Here is a 20850-nt window from a genome sequence, read left to right on the forward strand (position 1 = left end):
AGCGCGTTTTCCTTCTCAAGATCAGCTTCAAAAATCAACAAGGCCGTCAGGCTACCTCACACAGCGCCGACGGATCGATGGAAAGTGCCAACCGCGCACCGTCAGGATGCAGGTCGGCGGCCGAACGGTTGAGCACATCGACCACCAGCTCCACGCCACGGGCCTCGACCCGGTAGCGGATGACGTTGCCCAGCAGGCTGTGGCTGCGGATCAGTGCATCGGGCTCTCCATTGCGACTCAGTTCGATGGCTTCCGGGCGAATGGCGATGCGACCGTTCACTGGGCGTTGCAGCAGCTTCGTGGCGCTGTCGGCGTCCAGCAGGTTGTAGTTGCCGATGAAGCCGGCGGCGAAGACATCGACTGGCGCAGTGTAAAGGGTCTCGGCATCGCCGCTCTGTACGATCTTTCCCTGGTTCATTAGGAAAATCCGGTCAGACATGGTCAGGGCTTCTTCCTGATCGTGTGTGACGAAGATCGTGGTCAAGCCCAGTTCGCGCTGGATCTGTCGGATCTGTTCACGCAGGTGTTTGCGAATCCGTGCGTCGAGGGCCGAGAGGGGTTCGTCCAGCAGCAACAGGCGCGGCCGGGTCACCAGGGAGCGGGCAAGGGCGACACGCTGGCATTGGCCTCCTGAAAGCTGGTGGGGATAGCGCGCTGCAAAATCGTGCAACTCCACCAGACGCAGGATCTCCAGTACACGCTGACGGCTGTCCGAGGCATCCACCTTTTGCATGCGCAGGCCGAAGGCGACGTTCTGTTCCACGGTCATGTTCGGGAACAAGGCGTAGCTCTGGAAGACCATGCCGATCCCACGCTTCTGCGGGCTCAACGGGACGATGTCCTGGCCGTCCAGCAGGATCTTGCCGTCATCCACCGCCGTCAGGCCGGCAATGCAGCGCAACAATGTGGACTTGCCGCAGCCCGAGGGGCCGAGAAGGGTGACGAATTCGCCCTTCTGGATTTCGCAGTTGATGTCGCTGAACACCGGCGTGCCGGCGTAGCTTTTTTGCAGGTGTTGGACGCTGACGTAGCTCATTGGCTTTTGTCCTTGTTCAAGATGTTGGCCGCCCAGGTCAGGACCAGTACGAAGAAAAAGTAGGAAATCACCAGCGCACTGGTGAAGTGGCCGCTGCTGTTGCGCATGTTGTTCAGGTACACCTGCAGGGTTTCATAGCGGGTGCCGACGAGGATGTTGGCGAACACGAACTCGCCGAACAGGAACGAGAAGGACAGCAACAGCGCCACCATCAGGCCCTTGCGCAGGTTCGGCAGCACCACCAGCAGGGCGGCCTGGAAAGTACTGGCGCCGAGCAGTTGGGCAGCGTCCATCAGGTCACGCAGGTTGATGGCTTGCAGGTTGTTGGTGATTGCTCGGTACATGAACGGCAGGGCGACGGTGAAATAGCAGCCGATCAGGATCCACGGCGTGCCAACCATCGCCAGAGGCCCGGAACCATAGAGTTGCAACAGCCCCACCGACGACACCACCGGCGGCACCGCGAAGGGGAGCAGGATGAGGATGTTCATCAGCGCATCGAGCTTGGGAAAGTGGTAATGCACCACGAACAGCAGCGGCAGGATCAGCACCACCGAGAGCACCAGCGCCCCCACACAGACGACCAGCGATTGGCCGAAAGCATGGAGAAAGCGCGGATCGCTCCACAACTGCACGTACCATTTGAAGGTAAAGCCGCTGGGTAACACGGTGGCCGACCAGCTGCTAGCGATGGAGTAGACCAGTGTCCCGACCAGGGGCAGCAACAGAATGGCGAACAGCAGGTACACCACCGCTCGATGATAGAGCCCGACGGAGCCCGATTCAGCGCGAGACATGGTAGCTCCTCTTGAGCAGCAATTGATGGACGATGGTTACCAGAGTCATCAGCGCCACCAGCACCACGGCCAATGCACTGGCCATGTTCGGGTCAAGGGAAATGTCGCCGGAGACCATGGCGGCGATGCGAATCGGCAGGACGTTGAAGTTGCCGGTGGTCAATGCATAGACCGTCGCGTAGGCGCCGAGAGCGTTCGCCAGCAGGATCACGAACGTGCCCAGCAGCGCCGGGGTCAGCACCGGCAAGCCGATGTGCCGCCAGAACTGCCAGCCGCTGGCGCCCAACAGGGCGGCGGACTCACGCCAGTCTTCACGCAGCGCGTCGAACGCCGGGTAAAGCAGCAGTACGCCCAGGGGAATCTGGAAATAGGTATAGAGAATGATCAACCCGGTTTTCGAGTACAGGTTGAAATCCTCGATGATGCCCGCCTGCTTGAGCATGATCGTGATACTGCCGTTGAACCCCAGCAAGATGATGAAGGCGAATGCCAGGGGCACGCCGGCGAAGTTGCTGGTCATGTTGGCGAATGCGTTGACGAAGTTGCGCAGCCGCGAATCCACCCGACGCAGGGAGTAGCTGCCGAGCACGGCGATAACGATGCCGAACACGCTGGACCAGAAGCTGATTTCCAGGCTGTGCTGGATCGCTTGCCGATAAAACTTCGAACTGAAGATCTTGCTGAAGTTGGCCAGGCCCCAGCCGAACTCTTCCGATTCCAAGCTGTTGACCAGCACCCAGAGCAGCGGGGCGATCTGGAAGACGATGAAGAATATCGCGAAGGGCACCAGGCACAACGCTGCCAGCCATTTGCCGCGCGTCATGGCGTTCACTTGAGCAACTCCTGGCAAAAGGGTTTGTCGTGGGCGATGCCAAGCAATTGGCAAATCGTGCCGCACAGTTCGGTTTGCAGGGGAGCCGCGTCGGCGTTCAGGCTGAAACCATCCCCGAGGACAAAGAGCGGCACTTCCCGTTCTTCCGCCAGCAGCCCGTTGTGGGAGCGATCGTTGTTCATGCCATGGTCGGACGTCACCAGCACTTGGTAACCGGCGTCGAGCCAGGCTTGCAGGTAGACGGCCAGGTTGATGTCGGCCGAGCGGGCACTGTTGCGGTATTGCGCAGTGTCGAGGCCGTGCTTGTGGCCGGCGTCGTCGATGTTCATCGGATGCACCAACAGAAAATTCGGCAAGTAGCGCTGCCGCAGGTGTTCGGCATCAGCGAACAGGTGGGAATCGGGGTAGTGGTCGTTCCAGTAGAAATGGCCGTATTGGATCGGCAGGTCGGAGTTATGTGTATGGCGGTCGCGACCGGCAACGAAGGGCGAAACGTTATAGAGCTCGCTGACCCAATGGTAGGCAGCGGCCGCCGTGCTCAGGCCGGCCTCGGTGGCGTAATGGAAAATGCTGCGCTGGTTCGACAGGCGCGAGACGTTGTTGTGCACGATTCCACTGTCGATAGGCACGACGCCGGTGAGTATGCATTCATAGAGCGGGCGGGACAGTGCGGGCAATTCACATTCCAGTTTGTAGAGCGCCGCGCGTCCTGCGCCGACATATGCCTGCAAATGTCCCATGGCATGCCGGGCGACCTCGTAGTTGAGACCGTCGAGCACCACCAGGATGACGTTGTGCTTCATGGGGACCGGGACTCCGGGCAAGAACCAAAAAACCGGGTTCACCAAGCGTCCAATGTGGGAGCGAGCCTGCTCGCGATTGCGGTGTGTCAGCCAATATTCATGTCGACTGATACTCCCTCATCGCGAGCAAGCTCGCTCCCACAATGGATCAGCGGTGATCCGGGAGTGGAAGCTAGCGCCTCACTTCATCTCGACGATGACTTCTTCATTCCACTGCTGCGGCAGTGCCTTGGAGGTCTTCTCCCACGCATCCGCATCCTTGATCGGGGTCACGCCTTTGTACTGCTCGTTCGGCAGCAGCTTTGCCTGGACCTCTTCCGGCAGTTTCAGGTGCTCGGCGCGAATCGGGCGGGCGTTACCCTTGGCAAGGTTGATCTGGCCGGCGTCGCTGAAGATGTATTCGCGGGTCAGCTTGGCGGCGTTCGGGTGCTTGGCGTATTTGTTGATGATGGTGGTGTAGCCGGAGATCACCGAGCCGTCGGACGGGATCAACACGACGTAGTCATCCGGGTTGGCCATCTTGGCCTTGTAGCTCAGGCCGTTGAAATCCCAGACCACGCCGACTTCGACTTCACCTTTTTCCATCGTGGCAATGGTCGGGTTGGCCATGGACAGGCGCCCTTGCTTGGCAATCTCGGCGAACATCAACAGCGCGGGCTTGATGTTCTTCTCGTCGCCACCGTTTGCCAGGGCCGCGGCCAGCACACCGTTCGCCGCCTGGGCAGCGGTGCTCACGTCACCAATCGAGACTTTGTATTTACCGGTTTTCAGGTCGGCCCATTTGGTCGGGACGTCGGAGCCATGCAGCAGCTTCTTGTTGACGATGAAGGCGATGGTGCCGGTGTAGGCCAGGGCCCAGTTGCCGTCCTTATCCTTGGCCCAGTCCGGCACCTGTTCCCAGGTGCTTGGCTTGTAGGGCTGGACCACGCCCTGCTTGACCGCAATCGGGCCGAAAGCGGCACCGACGTCGCCGATGTCGGCGCTGGCGTTGTCTTTCTCGGCCGCGAATTTGGCGATTTCCTGGGCGGAGCTCATGTCGGTGTCGATGTGCTTCAAGCCATAGAGCTTGGCCAGGTCGTCCCAGGTGCCTTTCCAGTTCGCCCAGTCATCGGGCATGCCGACGCTGTTTACGGCGCCTTCCGCTTTCGCAGCGGCTTCCAGTGTTTTCAGATCGGTATCAGCGGCCATGGCGGCTGTGCACATGGCGATGGTCGAGCCTAACATTGATGCCAGGAAAAGCTGTTTCATCCGAAGCTCCTATGGGCGTTTTCAACGCTGCGATTGCGGTTGTGTTGGTCTAGGTCAGCAATACCTGAGCCAATGTAGGTGTCTCCCATGACATTTTGATGTCGACTGCAAGCGCGCCAGCAATCGTCGGGCTCACGGAGGGTCGCTGCGTCATAAGCGTAGACCATGAGTAAACAACTGATCTGCAAGGACTTGGCCGTTTAATTGCAAGCCAGCAAATAGACCGTTCAGCGGTTGTGTCATCTCTCAGTCATGCTCAGCGCCTAGGCTTGCAGGCATGCGATACGGATCGAAGCGGCAAAGATCCCGCCCCGAAACAGTGCTGGTCTAGTCCAGATAGGTAACGTTGATGCGCGTTGAGGCAACCAAAGCGGTGACATCCATCGGACAAGTCCTGCAAGAGCAGATCGACCACGGCTTGCTGGCGGCCGGCAACAAATTGCCAGCCGAGCGCAAACTCAGCGAACTGTTCGGCACCACTCGGATTACCGTGCGCGAGGCATTGTTGCAGTTGGAAGCCCAAGGGCAGATTTACCGCGAGGAACGTCGGGGCTGGTTCGTTTCGCCACCGCGGCTGGCCTACAACCTGATGCAGCGCAGCCATTTCCACGCGATGGTTGCCGCTCAAGGCCGGGTGCCGCGCACCGAAGTCATATCGGCCCGCTTGCAACCCGCCTCGGCGGCAATCTGCGCCTGGCTTCAACTGCCGGCGCTGTCCAGCGTCATCCAGATCTGTCGCACCCGGCGTATCGATGAAAGACTGGTGCTTTATGTGGAGCATTATCTGAACCCGTCGTACTTTCCGGACATTCTCGCGTTCGATCTCAACCAGTCCATGACCGAGCTGTACGCCCGCCATTACGACTTGCATTACGGACGGGTGAAATTCGACATCGTGCCTACCTCGCTGCAACCCGAGGCCGCGGCGGCGCTGAAAGTGTCGGTCGGCAGCCCCGGGCTGCGGATTGCTCGGGTCAACTATGACCAGCACCAACGGCTGATCGATTGTGACTTGGAATTCTGGCGGCACGACGCGATCCACGTTGGCGTGGACGTGCCGGAACAACCCGCCTGAGGCGTATTCAGGAGGACTCGTTGAGCTTCGCCATAATCCTGAACAGCACTGTGATAAGGATCAGCAACATGCCGATCCACATGGCGAACACCCCGACATTTTTGTCTCGGAAGTTGAAGCCAATGGCCAGCAGGATCATGCCGGCGATGATGGGCACGAGCATGGCGTTGAACGAGGACATGGAGATCATTGCGACGGCCTTGTCGGGAGGGATAAGGTCAGTCTAGTTCGGGTTTGCTTGGGGTGTGGTGAGGTGTGTCATGAGTTATCCAGACCTTTTCGCTGGATACCCTTGTGGCGAGGGAGCTTGCTCCCGCTCCAGTGCGCAGCACTGGCAAAACCGGTTTGGGGTGGCTGCGCCACCCAGCGGGAGCAAGCTCCCTCGCCACGAAGGCTTTATGGCAACTCGCGAGAAGCGTAGAACGCGCTCAGCACTTTCACCAGGTGCGCCAGGTCTTGGCTACCGCACAGTTCGCGGATCGAATGCATGGCAAAGGTCGGCAGGCCAATGTCCACGGTGCGCACACCCAGTTGACTGGCGGTGATCGGGCCGATGGTCGAGCCGCAACCCATGTCGCTGCGCACCACGAAACTCTGCACCGGTACTTCTTCGGCCATGCACAGGTGGCGGAAGAAGCCGGCGGTTTCGCTGTTGGTGGCGTAGCGCTGGTTGGTGTTGACCTTGATCACCGGGCCGGCGTTGAGCTTGGGGCCATGATTGGCGTCGTGCTTGTCGGCATAGTTGGGGTGTACGCCGTGGGCGTTGTCTGCGGAGACCAGCAGGGATTTCTGAATGGTGCGTACGAAATCTTCACCGTCGGGCAGCAGACGGCGCAGGGTCTGTTCGAGCATCGGGCCGTCCGCGCCACACGCCGAAGTAGAACCGACCTCTTCGTGGTCGTTGCACACCAGCACGCAGGTTTCTTCGGTGTCGGCGGTCAGCAAGGCTTGCAGGCCGGCATAGCAGGAGAGCAGGTTGTCCAGTCGCGCGCCGGTGATGAAATCACCATGCAAACCGATGACCGCTGCGCTTTGGGTGTCATAGAAGCTCAGCTCGTAATCGAGCACCACGTCGGCGTTCAAGCCGTGTTCCCGGGCCAACTGGTCAGTGAGCACGGCGCGGAAGTCGACGCGTTCGTCGCCAGCAAACTGGGCGAGGATCGGCGGCAGCTCGTTCTGCGGATTGATCGCCCAGCCTTGGTTGGCTTCACGGTTGAGATGAATGGCCAGGTTTGGAATCGTGGCGATCGGCGCCTTGAAATCGATCAGCTGACTCTCGACCTTGCCGTCACGGCGGAAGGTCACGCGGCCGGCCAGCGACAAGTCGCGGTCGAACCACGGCGCCAGCAGTGCGCCGCCGTACACTTCCACGCCCAGTTGCCAGAATCCCTGGCGTTGCAGTTCCGGCTGGGGCTTGACCCGCAGGCAAGGGCTGTCGGTGTGGGCGCCGACCAGGCGGATGCCGTCGTGTAGCGCAGAGTTGCGGCCCAGTTTGAAAGCGATGATCGAGGAATCGTTGCGCGTGACGTAATAGCGGCCGTTGGCCTCGGTGGCCCAGGTTTCGCGCTCATCGAGACGCTGGTAACCCGCCGCCTCCAGGCGCTGGGCAAGGCTGGCGGTAGCATGGAACGGGGTGGGGGAGGCCTTGAGGAAGTCGATCAGGCCCTGGTTCAACTCTGCGCGCATAAATAACTCCAGACAGCAATGGGCGCAAGTTTACCCCATCGGGCAGCGACATAGCAGGGCCAATGCCGCGCCCCGAATGGCTCAGTCAAGCAGGAGCCGGCCTTGCAGGAACACTTCTCGGCGCTCCTTGCGGCCCAGGTGGCAGTGCTTGCTGACCTGATACACCTTGTTGAAGTTTTCCATCGAGACCGTTGGCTTGCGATCGAGGTATTCCTCGACCAGGCTGTCGTACCGTGCTTCGGTGATGTACCGGTAGATTTCACGGTGGTACAGGAACCCGAGCTGGAAGCCGAGTGTTTCGCTGTGAAACGGCGTCGGCCGGGAAAAACAGTTCTCGAAATCGATCGCCATCAGCGGACGTTGTGGATCAGCCGGGTGCATGAGATTGCCAGCCCAGAAATCCATGTGGCTTATGTTCCTGCTTGTCAGGGAATCCAGCAGTTCGAAGGCTTTGTGGGTGAATGTTTCAATTTGTCCGGGATGTTCCGCCAGCCATTTTGCGCCGTCGGTGTAATCCTCCAGCAACTCGGTGATCAGGAAGTAATCCTGGGCCAGGCCTAATCCACTCCTGGTGTAGCCAAACCCCTGGAGCGTCGGCATCCGGACGCCGCGATGCTGGGCCAGCAGCGTGTTCTGCAGCTCTTCCAGTGGCCAGTCAAAGCGCCCGTTGCGCTGGGGGGTGCCCAATGTGACGCGTACTTTGCTTCGCCAACTGCCCAGGCGCTGGACCTTGGCAAACAAAGCCTGTTTGCTGCCCGCAATGATTGCCGTCGCCCTGGTCACCGCGCGCTTGCGGCGATTGATGATGAGCTGGCGCAGCGCTTGCTCGGTGCGATGACAAGGTTCGTCCCGTAGATGTAAATCCGTATTCAAGAAGCGGAAGGTATAACGGTAGTCCTGCTGAAGCGGTGGAGAATCTGGCACGGGCGTCCTGGCCTTGGCTAAATGCCACCATCTTAAGCATATTCCATTGAATGTGAAGACTTTTCCTACACACGGTGTCCCGGTCGAGGCCTCTGGCGCGTATCGCCAGAAGGCTCGACTTCGTTTGATCCCTTGTTCAGAACGGTGCCGGGCACTCGAAACGCAAGCGCTCGCCGCTTTGCGGATGGGTAAAGCTGAGCATGCTGGCGTGCAGGCACAGGCGCGGCCAGGCCGCCAATGCCTGCGGATGGGCATAGAGTCCGTCGCCCAGCAACGGATGACCGATGGACAGCATGTGCACGCGCAACTGATGTGAGCGTCCGGTGATAGGCGTCAGTTCGACCCGACACCAGTCGCCGCAACGTTCGAGTACACGCCAGAACGTCAGGGCATGCTTGCCGTGCTCATGGTCCACGACGTGACGGGGCTTGGTCGGTGGGTCGTAGCGCAAGGGCAGATCGATGCTGCCACTGTCCAGCTCGGGCTGGCCCCAGCACAACGCGGTGTAGGCTTTTTCGGTTTCGCGGTCATGAAACTGGCGGGACAGTTCGCGATGGGTATCCGGATCGCGGGCTAGCAGGATGATGCCGGAGGTTTCCCAGTCGAGCCGGTGCACGATTCGCGCTTCCGGATAGCCGTTTTCCTGCAGGCGAGTGATCAGGCAATCTTTATTGTCGTCCGCCCGGCCAGGCACGGACAGGAGCAGGGTCGGCTTGTCGACCACGAGTACGGCGGCGTCCTGGTGGAGGATGCGGATGTTGGACAGGGGCATTAAACAGTCTCGTAACAAACGGCAACGGCGGCTCGGGCCCTTCTCCAATCCCAGGGGGAGAGGAGAGGGCCCGAGCCGCCGTGGCTCCCGCAGGGTCGATCAGCGATCCGGCAGGGTGATATTGAGTTCCAGAATCGAGCAGCTGCCCTGGCTTTCGAGCGCCACATGCACGTCATCGTTGCCGATGTTGACGTACTTGCGGATCACTTCCACCAGTTCCTTCTGCAAGGCCGGCAGGTAATCAGGGGTGCTGCGCTGGCCGCGTTCGTGCGCCACGATGATCTGTAGACGCTCTTTCGCGACCGAGGCGGTACTTGGCTTTTTGTTGGCACGAAAGAAGTCAAAAAGGTTCATTACCTACCTCCAAACAGGCGCTCGAAGAAACCTTTCTTCGTGACGTCGAGGAATCGATGTTCGACGGTTTTGCCCAGTAGACGATCGACTGCATCGCTGTACGCCTGGCCAGCGTCGCTCTGGTCGTCAAGAATGACCGGCACGCCGGAGTTCGAGGCCTTGAGTACCGCTTGGGATTCTGGAATCACGCCCAGCAGGGTGACCGCCAGGATTTCCTTGACGTCCTCGACGCCGAGCATTTCGCCGTCGCTGACGCGCTGAGGGTTGTAGCGGGTCAGAAGCAAGTGTTCCTTGATCGGCTCTTCGCCCTGCTCGGCGCGACGGGACTTGCTCGCCAGAAGGCCCAGCATGCGGTCGGAGTCACGCACCGACGACACTTCCGGGTTGGTCACGACGATCGCTTCGTCAGCGAAGTACATGGCCAGGTGGGCACCTTTTTCGATACCGGCCGGGGAGTCGCAGACCACGAATTCGAAGTCTTCCTTGAGCTGCATCAGCACCTTTTCCACGCCTTCCTGGGTCAGCGCGTCTTTGTCGCGGGTCTGGCTGGCGGCCAGCACGTACAGGTTCTCAAGGCGCTTGTCCTTGATCAGGGCTTGTTGCAGGTTCGCTTCGCCATTGACCACGTTGACGAAGTCATAGACCACGCGACGCTCGCAACCCATGATCAGGTCGAGGTTACGCAGGCCGACGTCGAAGTCGACGATGACTGTTTTGTGGCCGCGCAAGGCGAGGCCGGTACCGATAGCGGCGCTGGTGGTGGTCTTACCCACACCACCCTTGCCGGATGTAACCACGAGAATCTTGGCCAAGGTGTTTCACCCCTAAGGAAAAAGGACTTTGTCAGCCCCTGAAAAACATCTCTGGAAAACTGCTGCAACTGCACAGGCTTGGCTGGAATAGGACATTGGGCCGGGTCTACTTCTGGTAAACACTGCCTGATCCTTTTTCCTACGTCGTTAAGCTGTTTTCGCTACGTTTTAGAGATGCTTGGAAAATGCGGCAGTATCCGTTAAAGCCGAATGATGTTCAACACGTCGCCCGACAGGCTGACCTGGACGCCAGCCCCCCACAACGGGTCGCGACGCAAATCCTCGGAAACCTTGTAATGCCCGGCGATGGAGACCAGTTCGGCGCTCAACTGCTGACAGAAGATCCTTGCCTTGGTGTCGCCCTTGACACCGGCCAGCGCACGGCCGCGCATCGGGCCGTATACATGGATGTTGCCATCGGCCAGAAGTTCCGCGCCCGGACTGACCGAGGACACGACGACCAGATCGCCACCCTGGGCATAAATCTGCTGTCCGCCGCGTACCGGCGTGGTGATCACACGGGTTGGCTTGACGGTGGGCTCTGCTGGTTTCTCGGGTTTCTTCGGTTCGGCCGGGCTCAGTTCCAGCACCCGCTCACGAGCACCGGAAGGCGGTAGCACCGGGATGTCAATGGCGATGGCGGCGGCGATGTCTTCGATGCGGCTGGCGCGGATCGCCAGCGTGCGCAGGCCGTGTTGGCGGCAGACGCGCATCAGGCCAGGCAAGTCCACTGAACCTTCGCCGGCAGGCAGCTTGTCCAGTGCCAGTACCAGGGGGGCATTGCTGAAAAAATTCGGGGCCTGGGCGACTTTCGCCGCCAACTGCCGGTCAAGACCTTCCAGGTCGTTACGGGCCAGTTCCAGCACCGTAATGGCGAGCATGCTGCCCTTCAGCTGGAACACGGGATCTTGGTCTAGCGGTTCGGTTTGGCTCATGGTCGGCGTACAACGACTTGTCACTAAAAGTGCCGAGACTTATAACGAGATCGCCCGTCAGCCGCAACCCGGGTCGAACAATGTAGAATGCGCGGCCCAAGTCTTTGTGGAAGCTGTAATGGATCGCCCGCGTCTTCGAGCTGCATTTTTTCATCCGCGTTTCTGGCTGCTGTGGTGCGGCCTGGGGCTGTTGTGGCTGATCGTTCAGTTGCCGTATCCGTTGCTGCTGCGGATCGGCCGGGCGCTGGGCGCGCTGATGTACCGGGTGGCCGGCGACCGGCGGCGCATCGCCAGTCGCAACCTGGAACTGTGTTTTCCCGAGAAGTCCGCCGCTGAGCGCAAGCGCTTGCTCAAGGAAAACTTCGCCTCCACCGGCATCGCGTTCTTCGAAATGGCCATGAGCTGGTGGTGGTCGCGTTCGCGCCTGGCGAAGCTGGCCCATGTCGAAGGGCTGGAGCATCTCAAGCAGGCCCAGCGCGAGGGCCGGGGTGTGATCCTGATGGCGCTGCATTTCACCACGCTGGAAATCGGCGCGGCGTTGTTGGGCCAACAGCACACCATCGATGGCATGTACCGCGAGCACAAGAACCCGTTGTTCGACTATATCCAGCGCCGCGGTCGCGAACGGCACAACCTCGATTCCCTCGCGGTGGAACGCGATGATGTGCGCGGCATGCTCAAGTTGCTGCGCGCGGGCCGGGCGATCTGGTATGCACCGGACCAGGACTACGGCGCCAAGCAAAGTGTATTCGTGCCATTGTTCGGCATCCAGGCGGCGACGGTCACCGCCACCAGCAAATTTGCGCGCTTGGGCAAGGCACTGGTCGTGCCGTTCGTCCAGGAGCGCCTGGCTGATGGCAGCGGCTATCGTCTGGTGATCCAGGCGCCGCTGGAGGATTTTCCGGGTCAGACCGAGGAAGCCGATTGCATTCGCATCAACCAGTGGGTAGAAAAATCGGTCAGCCAATGCCCCGGGCAATATCTCTGGGCCCATCGGCGCTTCAAGACCCGTCCGCCGGGTGAGCCGAAGTTGTACGAAAAACGCGGTTGAAATGTAGCCTAATTGACTGAGCACGGAGCATCGCGATGACCCCAGCTGAACCGGTAACAGGTTTGATTCTTTCCGGCGGCGGGGCTCGAGCGGCATATCAGGTGGGCGTATTGGCGGCCATCGCCGAGTTATTGCCAGACGGCGCAGACAACCCGTTCCCGGTGATCGTCGGCACGTCGGCTGGCGCGATCAACGCGGTCAGCCTGGCAAGCGGTGCGATGGATTTCAAAAGCGCCATCGAGCGGCTGACGGCGTTCTGGCAAGCGGTGCGCAGCCACCAGGTGATGCGCAGCGATTGGCGTGGCGTGCTCGTCCAGGCGACGCGTTTCATAACGCACAGCCTGTTGGGCCTGGGGGCCAAGTTGCCGGTGGCGCTGGTCGACAGTTCACCGTTGCGCGAATTGCTCCGGGCACAATTCCATGCGTCGGGTATCGAGCAGGCGATCGCCGAGCACCAGCTGCGAGCGGTGGCGGTGACCGCGTTCGGCTACGAGTCCGGACAGGCGGTGACGTTCTATCAAGGTCGCGGCACTATAGATGCCTGGTTGCGGCACCGGCGCATCGGTGTCCCGACGCAGTTGTCGGTGGAGCATCTGCTGGCCAGTTCCGCGATCCCCTTGCTGTTCGCACCGGTCAAGATCGGCCCCCAGTACTTCGGCGACGGCGCGGTGCGCCAATCGGCGCCGATCAGTCCAGCCCTGCACCTGGGAGCCAATCGTGTGTTGGTCATCGGCGTCAGTGGCAACCCCCGCGGCGCGGGTGGGCAAACGCCCCAGGAGCGCAGCTACACCGGCCAGCAACCCACCCTGGCGCAGATCGGCGGACACATGCTCAACAGCACGTTCATCGACAGCCTGGAAAGCGACATCGAGTTGCTTGGGCGCCTCAACCAGTTCAGTCACCTCCTGCCCGAGGGCGTGCCTGCCCATACCCTCGGTGCGGCACCGGTGGAGGTGTTGGTGATTTCGCCAAGCCAACCGATCGACGAGATCGCCGCCCGTCATCGCCAGGAACTGCCCCGCGCGTTGCGGGTGTTCCTGCGCGGGCCGGGCGCGACCAAGACCAGCGGGGCTGGGGTGTTGAGCTATCTGCTGTTCGAGGCGGGGTACTGCGGCGAGCTGATCGAGCTGGGGCGCCAGGATGCGTTGGCGCAGCGTGAGGCGTTGAGCCGGTTCCTGGGCTTGGCTCAGGAGTAGCGGGTCTGACGCCATCGCGAGCAGGCTCGCTCCCACAAGGAATTCCCTGTGGATGCTGAGCGGGTTTCCGCTCCGGGAATCACTGTGGCAGCGAGCCTTGGTCGATCAGAAATGGTACTTCAGCAAGAAACTGGTATTGCTCTGGTTGGTCTTGAAACTACCGCTGTCTTCGATCGCGTATTTGTTTTTCCAGTAGTCGTATTCCACACCGACATACAGTTGCTTGGCGCCCAGTTTCAAGGCCTTGCCCAAGTCATATTTGATCTGCGGGACGATGTGCAGGTTGGCGTGGTAGGTGCCCTTTGAGTTGGTGTCGTTGTCCACGACCCAGTCGATGAAACCATCGATCAGGATATCGGACGACCCCACGGGCACGGTGTAGGCCCAGGCCGGTGTGATCTGCCAGACGTTGTCGCCGGCACGCGAGCCTTCGGTCTGGCGGTTGTAGAAATTGAGCTGGAAATAATCGAAACCGGGAATGGCCAGGTCGAAACCCGGGCCGATCAGGTAAGACTCGTTGTCGCCTTCGCCAAACTCATAGGTCATCGCCAGCAGCACGTCCTTGATCGGACCCAGTTCGAGCTTCTGGTCAAAAATCTTGCCGAACGACAAGCGTGGGCTGAACTCGCCGTAATAGGTATTCGGGCCGGACTGGCTGTCGTCCTGGCCGTTGTAGAAGATCCGGTCGAGGAAGAAAAAGTTGTCGCCGTATTTCCACGCATCGGCATGCTCGAACGTCACGGTCTGCTGGATGCGTGGGTTGATCTGGAAATCCTTGCCATACAGGTAGCTCAGGCTGTTGCTCTGCCATTGGAGCAGGTCGCCTGCCACGGCCTGTCCCCCTGCCAACAAAGATCCCGCAACGATCAGGTTGGTGCACGTGCGTTTCATTCGGTTTGCTCCCAAAGGTAAGTGGTATCGCGTTTCTTGTCGTCAGCGCTCTGGTGTGGCGCTTTTTCTACGGATAAACATCCGTTCGGTCAGCTTTTTGTTTGTGACAAGAGCTGAAAACAGCGGCGTCGGTCAGGATCCGATTGTTATTTGGAGACGTCCGGATTCGAACGGCCGCGCAGGATACGGGCTTGCATGGAGGGGCTCAAGTGCGTTGCGACAGCGCATGGGCAACGGATGCGGGGCGTGAGTGTGGAAAGTGTGCATGGGGTGCTTTCCTCTTGTTGTTATTGTTGAGGCGCAGGCGGCCGCTGACGGGCGACCGGCGTGTGCCGGTCTGCCCGTCAGCGGTATTGCTGTGGATCGAGGCTTGCTCGGGTGGACTAGTTGGTCCGTGCACCTTGGGTGATCCAGGCGCCAATCAAATCGCGCTCCTGCTGGGTCATCTGGGTGATATTGCCCAGTGGCATGATCTGGGTGGTCACGGCCTGGGCCTGGATGCGCGCGGCTTCCTGCTGGATCTGCTGTGGCGTATCGAACATCACCCCGCCCGGCGCCGCGCTGAACAGCGGGCTGGTGGGCTTGGCCGAATGGCAGACCGAGCAGCGTTCCTGGATCACGCTGTGGACTTTATCGAATGACGGGCCCTGGGCATTGGCAGCCTGGGCAGGCGCGGGCGCCTGCGCTGGTACTGCGGGTTTGGCGCCGCCGCCCACCGCCGTCTCCGGCAGTGGCTGATACTCGATCACGCCGGGAACCTTCGCGACTTCCGGCGCGCCAGGCATCGGCTTGGGACCTGTGACATAAGCCAGGCAGATCATCGCCAAGGCGCCCACCGGCAACGTCCAGGCAAACCGATTGCTGTCATGACGCGTGTTGAAGTAATGCCGCACCAACACCGCCGCCACTGCGATACCCGCCAGGATCAGCCAGTTGTATTGGCTGCCGTAGGTGCTTGGGAAGTGGTTGCTGATCATGATGAACAGCACCGGCAGGGTGAAGTAGTTGTTGTGGCGCGAACGCAACAGGCCTTTGGCCGGCAGCGCCGGGTCGGGGGTGCGGTTCTCGGCGATAGCCGCCACCAGCGCACGCTGGGCCGGCATGATGATGCGGAACACGTTGCCGACCATGATCGTACCGATGACGGCACCGACATGCAGGTAGGCGCCGCGACCGCTGAACACCTTGCTGAAGCCATAGGCCGCGGCGATCAACAGCACGAACAGAATCAGGCCGAGCAGGGCGGGGCGCTTGCCCAGGGCCGAATCGCAGAGAAAGGAATAGATGAACCAGCCGACCAACAACGAGCCGAGGCCCAGGGCGACGCCTTCAGGGCCGCTCAGGCTGCTGCCGGGGGCCAGCAGGTAGACGGTCGGGTTCCAATAGAACACCACGCACAACAGTGCGATGCCCGACATCCAGGTGAAGTAGGCTTCCCACTTGAACCAGTGCAGGTTGTCCGGCATGGCCGGTGGTGCGAGTTTGTATTTTTCCAGGTGATAGATACCGCCACCGTGGATGGCCCACAAGTCGCCGGCCAGGCCGCTCTTGGGGTTGACGCGATTGAGGTTGTTTTCCAGCCAGACGAAGTAGAACGACGCGCCGATCCAGGCTACGCCAGTGATCATATGAACCCAGCGAATGCTCAGGTTCAGCCATTCCAGCATATGTGCTTCCACAGTCTTTACCTCTCGCCCGTCACGCTTGTTTTCGCGTGATCGGACCTTCTCTTATTGGTGGGGGGCGAGGATCAAAAACTCATCCTCTTTGAAAAAATGCTCATCGCAGTTGTTGCCTGTGCCACTGCGATCAACCACCAGGAAGTCATCCCGCTTTTCGATCGTCAGCACCGGGTGGTGCCAGACGCCGCGATGGTAATTGATGCCCTGCCTGCCGTTGGTGACGAAGGCGCGGACCAAGCCTGATACAGGTGCATCGCCAAGTGGCGCGACCACGATCAGAAAGGGGTTGCCGAGCAGCGGAATGAAGGCCTGGCTGCCCAGCGGATGGCGCTCCAGCATGCGCACGGTCAGTGGCATCTCCAGCGCGTCGGCGCGGAAGATGCTGATGATCGCCTTGTCGTCCGGCGTGGCGGTTTCTACCGTCGCCAGGCGATGAAAGCGCATGGTCGAACCGTTGTTGATCATGAAGTGATCGCTGCCGTCGGTTTCGATCACGTCACCGAACGGGGCGAAGGCTTCTTTGGTCAATGGTTCGATCTTGAGAGTGCGCATGCTGGTCTTCTTTACCTTGAATTCATTGTTGTCTGTTCTATTGCTATCGCGAGCAGGCTCGCTCCCACATTTGACCGCCTACCCTGTGGGAGCGAGCCCTGCTCGCGATTGGCTTCACCGCTATTTAGCGACCTTGCCAAGCACCCGCAGGCGACTCACGCCACCATCCGGGAACACGTTCAGGCGGATATGGGTGATTGGCCCCAGCGCCTTGATCTGTTCGGCGAAGGTGTGTTCGGCGTGCATTTCCAGCTTCTGGCTCGGCAGCAGCTCGCGCCAGAACAGCGATTGGGTTTCGATCTGGCTGTCGGTGCCACCTTTGACGAATGCGCCCTGGATCGAGCAGCTGTCCGGGTAATTGCCCTTGAAGTGCAGGGTGTCGACGACGACTTGTTCAACGATACCGGCATGGCCCAGGGCGACGATTACCCAGTCATTGCCAGGCGTGCGACGACGGGCGGTTTCCCAGCCATCGCCCATGTTGATGCCGCGGCCAGGGTTGAGAATGTTGCTCATGCGGCCGAAGTGCTCGTCGGAGCAGGCCAGGGCGCGCCCGCCATTGAGGGCGGCGGCCAGGTCGATCTGTTCGTTGTCGCCCACGGCGGACCAGTCGCGATACGGAACACCATAGACCCGCAGGCGAGCCACGCCGCCATCCGGATAAATGTTGAAGCGCAGATGGCTGAATGCTTGCTCGTTGCTGATTTCGTGGTAGTGGTGGCTGTTGCCTTGCAGCTCGACGGCCGACAGCACTTCAGTCCACTGGGTGGTTTCGTCCGGCTCGCCTTCGGCCAGGAAGCAGGCTTCCAGGGAAGCCGATGGCGGGTAGTTGCCGGTGAAGAATGAAGTGTCGATGTCCACGCCCTTGATCGAGCCCGGCACGCCCAGGCGGATCACCGCGCTGTCGTAGCCTTCGAAGCGCTTGCGGCGCGACTCCCAGCCATCCATCCACTTGCCGTTGTCATCGAACACGCCCTCCTTCCACACGGCCGGGGTCGGCTGGAACAGGCGGTTGGCGTCGGCGAACCAGTCGTCGGTGACCGAGATGATCTTGGTGCCCAGACGGGCGTCGGCCAGGTTGACGAACTTTTCGAACGGTACGGCGTAAGCTTTCATTCTTCTTGTCTGCCTTTGATAAGTTGGCTGGGGATGCTTGCAGGACCTGTCTTCAGGAGCCGCTCGCTAAAGGGTCAGTAATCGGAACAACGCGATCTTGTTGATCTCTGCCAGCGCGCATTTGAATTCGGCGTCTGCCGAGTGGTGGATGCGCGTCTCGAACGCGGCGAGGATCTGGTGCCGGTTGCTGCCTTTTACCGCCATGATGAAGGGAAACTTGAACTTGGCTTTATAGGCCTCGTTCAGCTCGGTGAAGCGCTGGAACTCTTCGGCCGTGCATTGGTGGATACCGGCGCCAGCCTGTTCGTTGGTGCTGGCTTCGGTCAGTTGTCCCTGGACGGCGGCTTTGCCGGCCAGGTCCGGGTGAGCGTTGATCAGGGCCAGTTGGCTGGCGTGATCGGCACTCAACAGGATGTCGCTCATGCGCTGGTGCAGGGTTTCGATCTCGTCGATCGAAGGGTCCTGGCCCAGGTCGAAGGCCTTTTCGGCCACCCATGGCGAATGTTCGTAAATGTCAGCGAAGGCTTTGACGAACGCTTCGCGGCTCAAGGTGGAAGGCTTGAGGGTTTGGAAAGCGGTCATTTGGACGCTCCCTGATACGGATGGGTCTGCTGCCAATGGCGAGCGATGTCGACGCGGCGACTGAACCACACCTGCTCATGACCCTTGACGTATTCGAGGAAACGCTTGAGGGAGGCCAGGCGCGCGGGGCGGCCGATCAGGCGGCAATGCAGGCCGATGGAAAGCATCTTCGGCGCTTCGGCGCCTTCGGCATACAACACGTCGAAAGCGTCCTTGAGGTACTGGAAGAAATCGTCGCCCTTGTTGAAACCCTGCACTTGGGTGAAGCGCATGTCATTGGTGTCCAGGGTGTAAGGGATGACCAGGTGCGCCTTGCCGGTGGGGTTGTTTGGCTCCCAGTAGGGCAGGTCGTCGTCGTAGGTGTCGCTGTCGTAGAGGAAGCCGCCTTCTTCCATCACTAGCCGGCGGGTGTTCGGGCCGGTGCGGCCGGTGTACCAGCCCAGCGGACGCTCGCCAGTGATTTCGGTGAGGATGCGGATCGCTTCGAGCATGTGCTCGCGTTCCTGGGCCTCGTCCATATATTGGTAATCGATCCAGCGATAGCCATGGCTGCAGATTTCGTGGCCGGCGGCGACCATCGCGCGAATCACGTCCGGATGACGCTGGGCAGCCATGGCCACGGCGAAGATGGTCAGTGGTATATCGAACTCCTTGAACAGCTTGAGGATCCGCCAGACCCCTGCGCGGCTGCCATACTCGTACAGCGACTCCATGCTCATGTTGCGCTCGCCCTGCAGCGGTTGCGCCGCGACCATCTCCGAAAGGAACGCTTCGGACTCCTTGTCGCCATGCAACACGTTGCGCTCGCCACCTTCCTCATAGTTGAGTACGAAGGAGAGGGCGATGCGGGCATTGCCCGGCCATTGGGGATGGGGAGGGTTACTGCCGTAACCGATCAGGTCGCGTGGGTAGTCAGCGCTCACTGCAGTCTTCCTTCTTGTTCGAACCATGTAGGTGGCGCCCTGGCGATGGATATCGGGCTGGCGTCACGACGATGGACTGATTGTATACAACTTTGTCTTCGACTTGTAAGCCTGTTTTTTGCATTTTTTACCGCCAACGTTGCCGTATCGGTGCTGCAAGAAACTTGCCTACCCAGTCAGCTAATGTTGCATAAGCCCTTATATGCCTGGGGTTGGGGTAAAAACAAATGACGATTGCCGTGGTTGGCGAAGTGAAGCAGATATCTGTTTTTTATTGTGTACAATTCAGCTTTAAAGTGTCTTAATTCGCTCACTGCCGTGATCTTTCGTGCTTCGAAATGGTGCGGCTTGTCTTTCAACTGATTCAGGAGGCGCCGTGCCTGGCTGTTCCGCATCCGGGCACGCACAATCGATGGGACGTCTGACTACACACGTTTTAGATGCCGCACACGGCTGTCCAGGCAGCGCGATCAAGATCGAACTGTATCGCGTCGAAGGTTCAGAACTGCAACGGGTTGCCAGTGCAGTGACCAACAGCGATGGCCGTTGTGACGCACCACTGCTGCAAGGAGACGACTACCGCAGCGGGGTCTACCAGATCCAATTCCACGCCGGCGATTACTACCGCGCCCGTGGCGTGCAACTGTCCGAGCCGGCCTTCCTGGATGTGGTGGTGCTGCGCTTTGGCATTTCGCAAGAGCAGGAGCATTACCATGTGCCGTTGCTGATTTCGCCCTACGCCTATTCAACCTATCGAGGCAGCTGAGCCCCCAAGCAGCTGCCTTGCCCTGGAAGCGACTGCGCATAGAGCTTCTTTGGTTTTTAGCCCGCTCACACTGCGGGCTTTTTTTCGCCTATCAAATAGGCGAGGGCCTTATCGCGAGCAAGCTCGCTTCCACAATCGAATGCGTTTCAACTGTGGGAGCGAGCCTGCTCGCGAAGATTTTTTTCTCAGCGGCTCAGCAAGGAGGCCGCCCCGGCCCCGCTGAACAACCCGGCGCTGACCCGGTTGAACCAGCTCTGGCCCTTGCCCGTGCGCAGATAGCGGGCAGCGCCATGGGCACCGAGGCCATACGCCAGCTTGCAGAGCAGGTCGAGCACGGTCCAAGTGGCGATCATCACCAGCAGTTGCGGCAAGAACGGCTGCTCGGCACTCAGGAATTGCGGCAGGAATGCCGCGAAGAAAAGGATGTCCTTCGGGTTGCTCGCGCCGAGTACGAACGCACGGCCGAACAGCGCGCGGAAACGCGGAATGGGGGCGGCTTGCGGTACCTCGGCACCCTGGGAAGGCTGGCGCGATTGCTGCCAGCTCTGCCAGGCGAGGTAGAACAGGTACAGCGCGCCGACGATTTTCAAGGCGCTGAACAACTGCTCCGACGCCAGCAACAGGGCACCGAGCCCCAGCGCCGACGCACTCAACAAGCAGATCGATGCCACCACTCCACCAAGGAAAGCCGGGTAGGATCGGCGCAAGCCGTAGTTCAGGCTGTTGCTGATCATCAGTAACGATAACGGGCCGGGGATAAGGATTACCACCAACGCGGCACCACTGAACAACAACCAGGTTTCCAGATTCATTGCTT

Annotated in this window: 23 protein-coding genes; 4 read left to right on the forward strand and 19 right to left on the reverse strand. The window is 60.2% G+C overall.

Going from position 1 to position 20850, the window contains the following annotated elements; all coding sequences use genetic code 11:
• Positions 1-46: 46 nt before the first annotated feature.
• The 5 genes from J3P76_RS07130 to J3P76_RS07150 all read right to left on the reverse strand — a co-directional run bounded on the left by J3P76_RS07130 (position 47) and on the right by J3P76_RS07150 (position 4716).
• Positions 47-1036, reverse strand: coding sequence for an ABC transporter ATP-binding protein (locus J3P76_RS07130; RefSeq protein WP_420766989.1), 990 nt, complete (start codon positions 1034-1036; stop codon positions 47-49).
• Positions 1033-1833, reverse strand: a complete 801-nt coding sequence (locus tag J3P76_RS07135; protein ID WP_420766988.1) for an ABC transporter permease — start codon at positions 1831-1833, stop codon at positions 1033-1035. Before J3P76_RS07135 ends, J3P76_RS07130 begins: the two co-directional genes overlap by 4 nt.
• Entirely contained in the window at positions 1820-2656 is an 837-nt protein-coding gene (locus tag J3P76_RS07140; protein ID WP_420766999.1) for an ABC transporter permease, read from the reverse strand. The genes J3P76_RS07135 and J3P76_RS07140 overlap by 14 nt, the downstream gene beginning before the upstream one ends.
• A gap of 5 nt (positions 2657-2661) precedes the next feature.
• Positions 2662-3468 carry an alkaline phosphatase family protein gene (locus tag J3P76_RS07145; protein ID WP_434607225.1) on the reverse strand — a complete coding sequence of 269 codons (807 nt, stop codon included), beginning with the start codon at positions 3466-3468 and terminating at the stop codon, positions 2662-2664.
• Between the two features lie 180 nt (positions 3469-3648).
• A complete protein-coding gene (locus tag J3P76_RS07150; RefSeq protein ID WP_434607223.1) occupies positions 3649-4716 on the reverse strand; it encodes an ABC transporter substrate-binding protein in 1068 nt (355 codons plus the stop codon).
• Positions 4717-5065: 349 nt separating this feature from the next.
• Between J3P76_RS07150 and J3P76_RS07155 the strand changes: the two genes are divergently transcribed.
• Positions 5066-5791: a UTRA domain-containing protein gene (locus J3P76_RS07155; RefSeq protein WP_420766985.1), complete on the forward strand. Its 726-nt coding sequence runs from the start codon at positions 5066-5068 to the stop codon at positions 5789-5791.
• Positions 5792-5798: 7 nt separating this feature from the next.
• On the opposite strand, the gene J3P76_RS07160 is transcribed toward J3P76_RS07155, so the two are convergent.
• The 7 genes from J3P76_RS07160 to minC form a co-directional block, all read right to left on the reverse strand.
• Complete coding sequence (locus J3P76_RS07160) at positions 5799-5981, reverse strand: hypothetical protein (RefSeq protein WP_420766984.1); 183 nt, start codon at positions 5979-5981, stop codon at positions 5799-5801.
• 206 nt (positions 5982-6187) lie between these two features.
• A complete protein-coding gene (locus J3P76_RS07165; protein WP_420766983.1) occupies positions 6188-7477 on the reverse strand; it encodes a M18 family aminopeptidase in 1290 nt (429 codons plus the stop codon).
• An 81-nt stretch (positions 7478-7558) separates the two neighbouring features.
• Positions 7559-8401 (reverse strand): lipopolysaccharide kinase InaA family protein, encoded by an 843-nt coding sequence (locus J3P76_RS07170; RefSeq protein WP_434607221.1) that lies wholly within the window; start codon positions 8399-8401, stop codon positions 7559-7561.
• A gap of 136 nt (positions 8402-8537) precedes the next feature.
• Positions 8538-9173: an RluA family pseudouridine synthase gene (locus tag J3P76_RS07175; protein WP_420766981.1), complete on the reverse strand. Its 636-nt coding sequence runs from the start codon at positions 9171-9173 to the stop codon at positions 8538-8540.
• Between the two features lie 99 nt (positions 9174-9272).
• Positions 9273-9527, reverse strand: a complete 255-nt coding sequence (gene minE, locus J3P76_RS07180; protein ID WP_039594520.1) for a cell division topological specificity factor MinE — start codon at positions 9525-9527, stop codon at positions 9273-9275.
• Positions 9527-10339, reverse strand: coding sequence for a septum site-determining protein MinD (gene minD, locus J3P76_RS07185; protein ID WP_025214989.1), 813 nt, complete (start codon positions 10337-10339; stop codon positions 9527-9529). Before minD ends, minE begins: the two co-directional genes overlap by 1 nt.
• Before the next feature lie 200 nt (positions 10340-10539).
• The gene (gene minC, locus J3P76_RS07190; RefSeq protein ID WP_420766980.1) at positions 10540-11274 is read right to left on the reverse strand and encodes a septum site-determining protein MinC; all 735 of its coding nucleotides are present in this window, start codon (positions 11272-11274) and stop codon (positions 10540-10542) included.
• Positions 11275-11392: 118 nt separating this feature from the next.
• On the opposite strand from minC, the gene J3P76_RS07195 reads away from it, so the two are divergent.
• Positions 11393-12325, forward strand: coding sequence for a lipid A biosynthesis lauroyl acyltransferase (locus J3P76_RS07195; RefSeq protein WP_434607218.1), 933 nt, complete (start codon positions 11393-11395; stop codon positions 12323-12325).
• Positions 12326-12360: 35 nt separating this feature from the next.
• Positions 12361-13521, forward strand: coding sequence for a patatin-like phospholipase family protein (locus tag J3P76_RS07200; RefSeq protein ID WP_420766978.1), 1161 nt, complete (start codon positions 12361-12363; stop codon positions 13519-13521).
• A gap of 105 nt (positions 13522-13626) precedes the next feature.
• Here the strand turns inward: J3P76_RS07200 and J3P76_RS07205 are convergent, their stop codons facing one another.
• The 6 genes from J3P76_RS07205 to puuE all read right to left on the reverse strand — a co-directional run bounded on the left by J3P76_RS07205 (position 13627) and on the right by puuE (position 19267).
• The gene (locus J3P76_RS07205; protein ID WP_434560121.1) at positions 13627-14412 is read right to left on the reverse strand and encodes an outer membrane protein OmpK; all 786 of its coding nucleotides are present in this window, start codon (positions 14410-14412) and stop codon (positions 13627-13629) included.
• Between the two features lie 383 nt (positions 14413-14795).
• Positions 14796-16091, reverse strand: a complete 1296-nt coding sequence (locus J3P76_RS07210; RefSeq protein WP_434607215.1) for a urate hydroxylase PuuD — start codon at positions 16089-16091, stop codon at positions 14796-14798.
• Between the two features lie 51 nt (positions 16092-16142).
• The gene (locus tag J3P76_RS07215) at positions 16143-16646 is read right to left on the reverse strand and encodes an ureidoglycolate lyase (protein WP_025214983.1); all 504 of its coding nucleotides are present in this window, start codon (positions 16644-16646) and stop codon (positions 16143-16145) included.
• 120 nt (positions 16647-16766) lie between these two features.
• Positions 16767-17762 (reverse strand): allantoicase, encoded by a 996-nt coding sequence (gene alc / locus J3P76_RS07220; RefSeq protein WP_434648628.1) that lies wholly within the window; start codon positions 17760-17762, stop codon positions 16767-16769.
• Between the two features lie 66 nt (positions 17763-17828).
• A complete protein-coding gene (uraD, locus tag J3P76_RS07225; RefSeq protein WP_420766974.1) occupies positions 17829-18344 on the reverse strand; it encodes a 2-oxo-4-hydroxy-4-carboxy-5-ureidoimidazoline decarboxylase in 516 nt (171 codons plus the stop codon).
• Positions 18341-19267, reverse strand: a complete 927-nt coding sequence (puuE, locus tag J3P76_RS07230; RefSeq protein WP_420766973.1) for an allantoinase PuuE — start codon at positions 19265-19267, stop codon at positions 18341-18343. The genes uraD and puuE overlap by 4 nt, the downstream gene beginning before the upstream one ends.
• Positions 19268-19679: 412 nt before the next feature.
• Here puuE and uraH point away from each other — a divergent pair, with 412 nt between their 5' ends.
• Positions 19680-20033, forward strand: coding sequence for a hydroxyisourate hydrolase (uraH, locus tag J3P76_RS07235; RefSeq protein WP_420766972.1), 354 nt, complete (start codon positions 19680-19682; stop codon positions 20031-20033).
• A 185-nt stretch (positions 20034-20218) separates the two neighbouring features.
• Here the strand turns inward: uraH and J3P76_RS07240 are convergent, their stop codons facing one another.
• Positions 20219-20845, reverse strand: a complete 627-nt coding sequence (locus J3P76_RS07240; RefSeq protein ID WP_420766971.1) for a LysE family translocator — start codon at positions 20843-20845, stop codon at positions 20219-20221.
• Positions 20846-20850: the final 5 nt, after the last annotated feature.

The organism is Pseudomonas sp. D1-36, from assembly GCF_051132205.1.
Lineage (GTDB): Bacteria > Pseudomonadota > Gammaproteobacteria > Pseudomonadales > Pseudomonadaceae > Aquipseudomonas.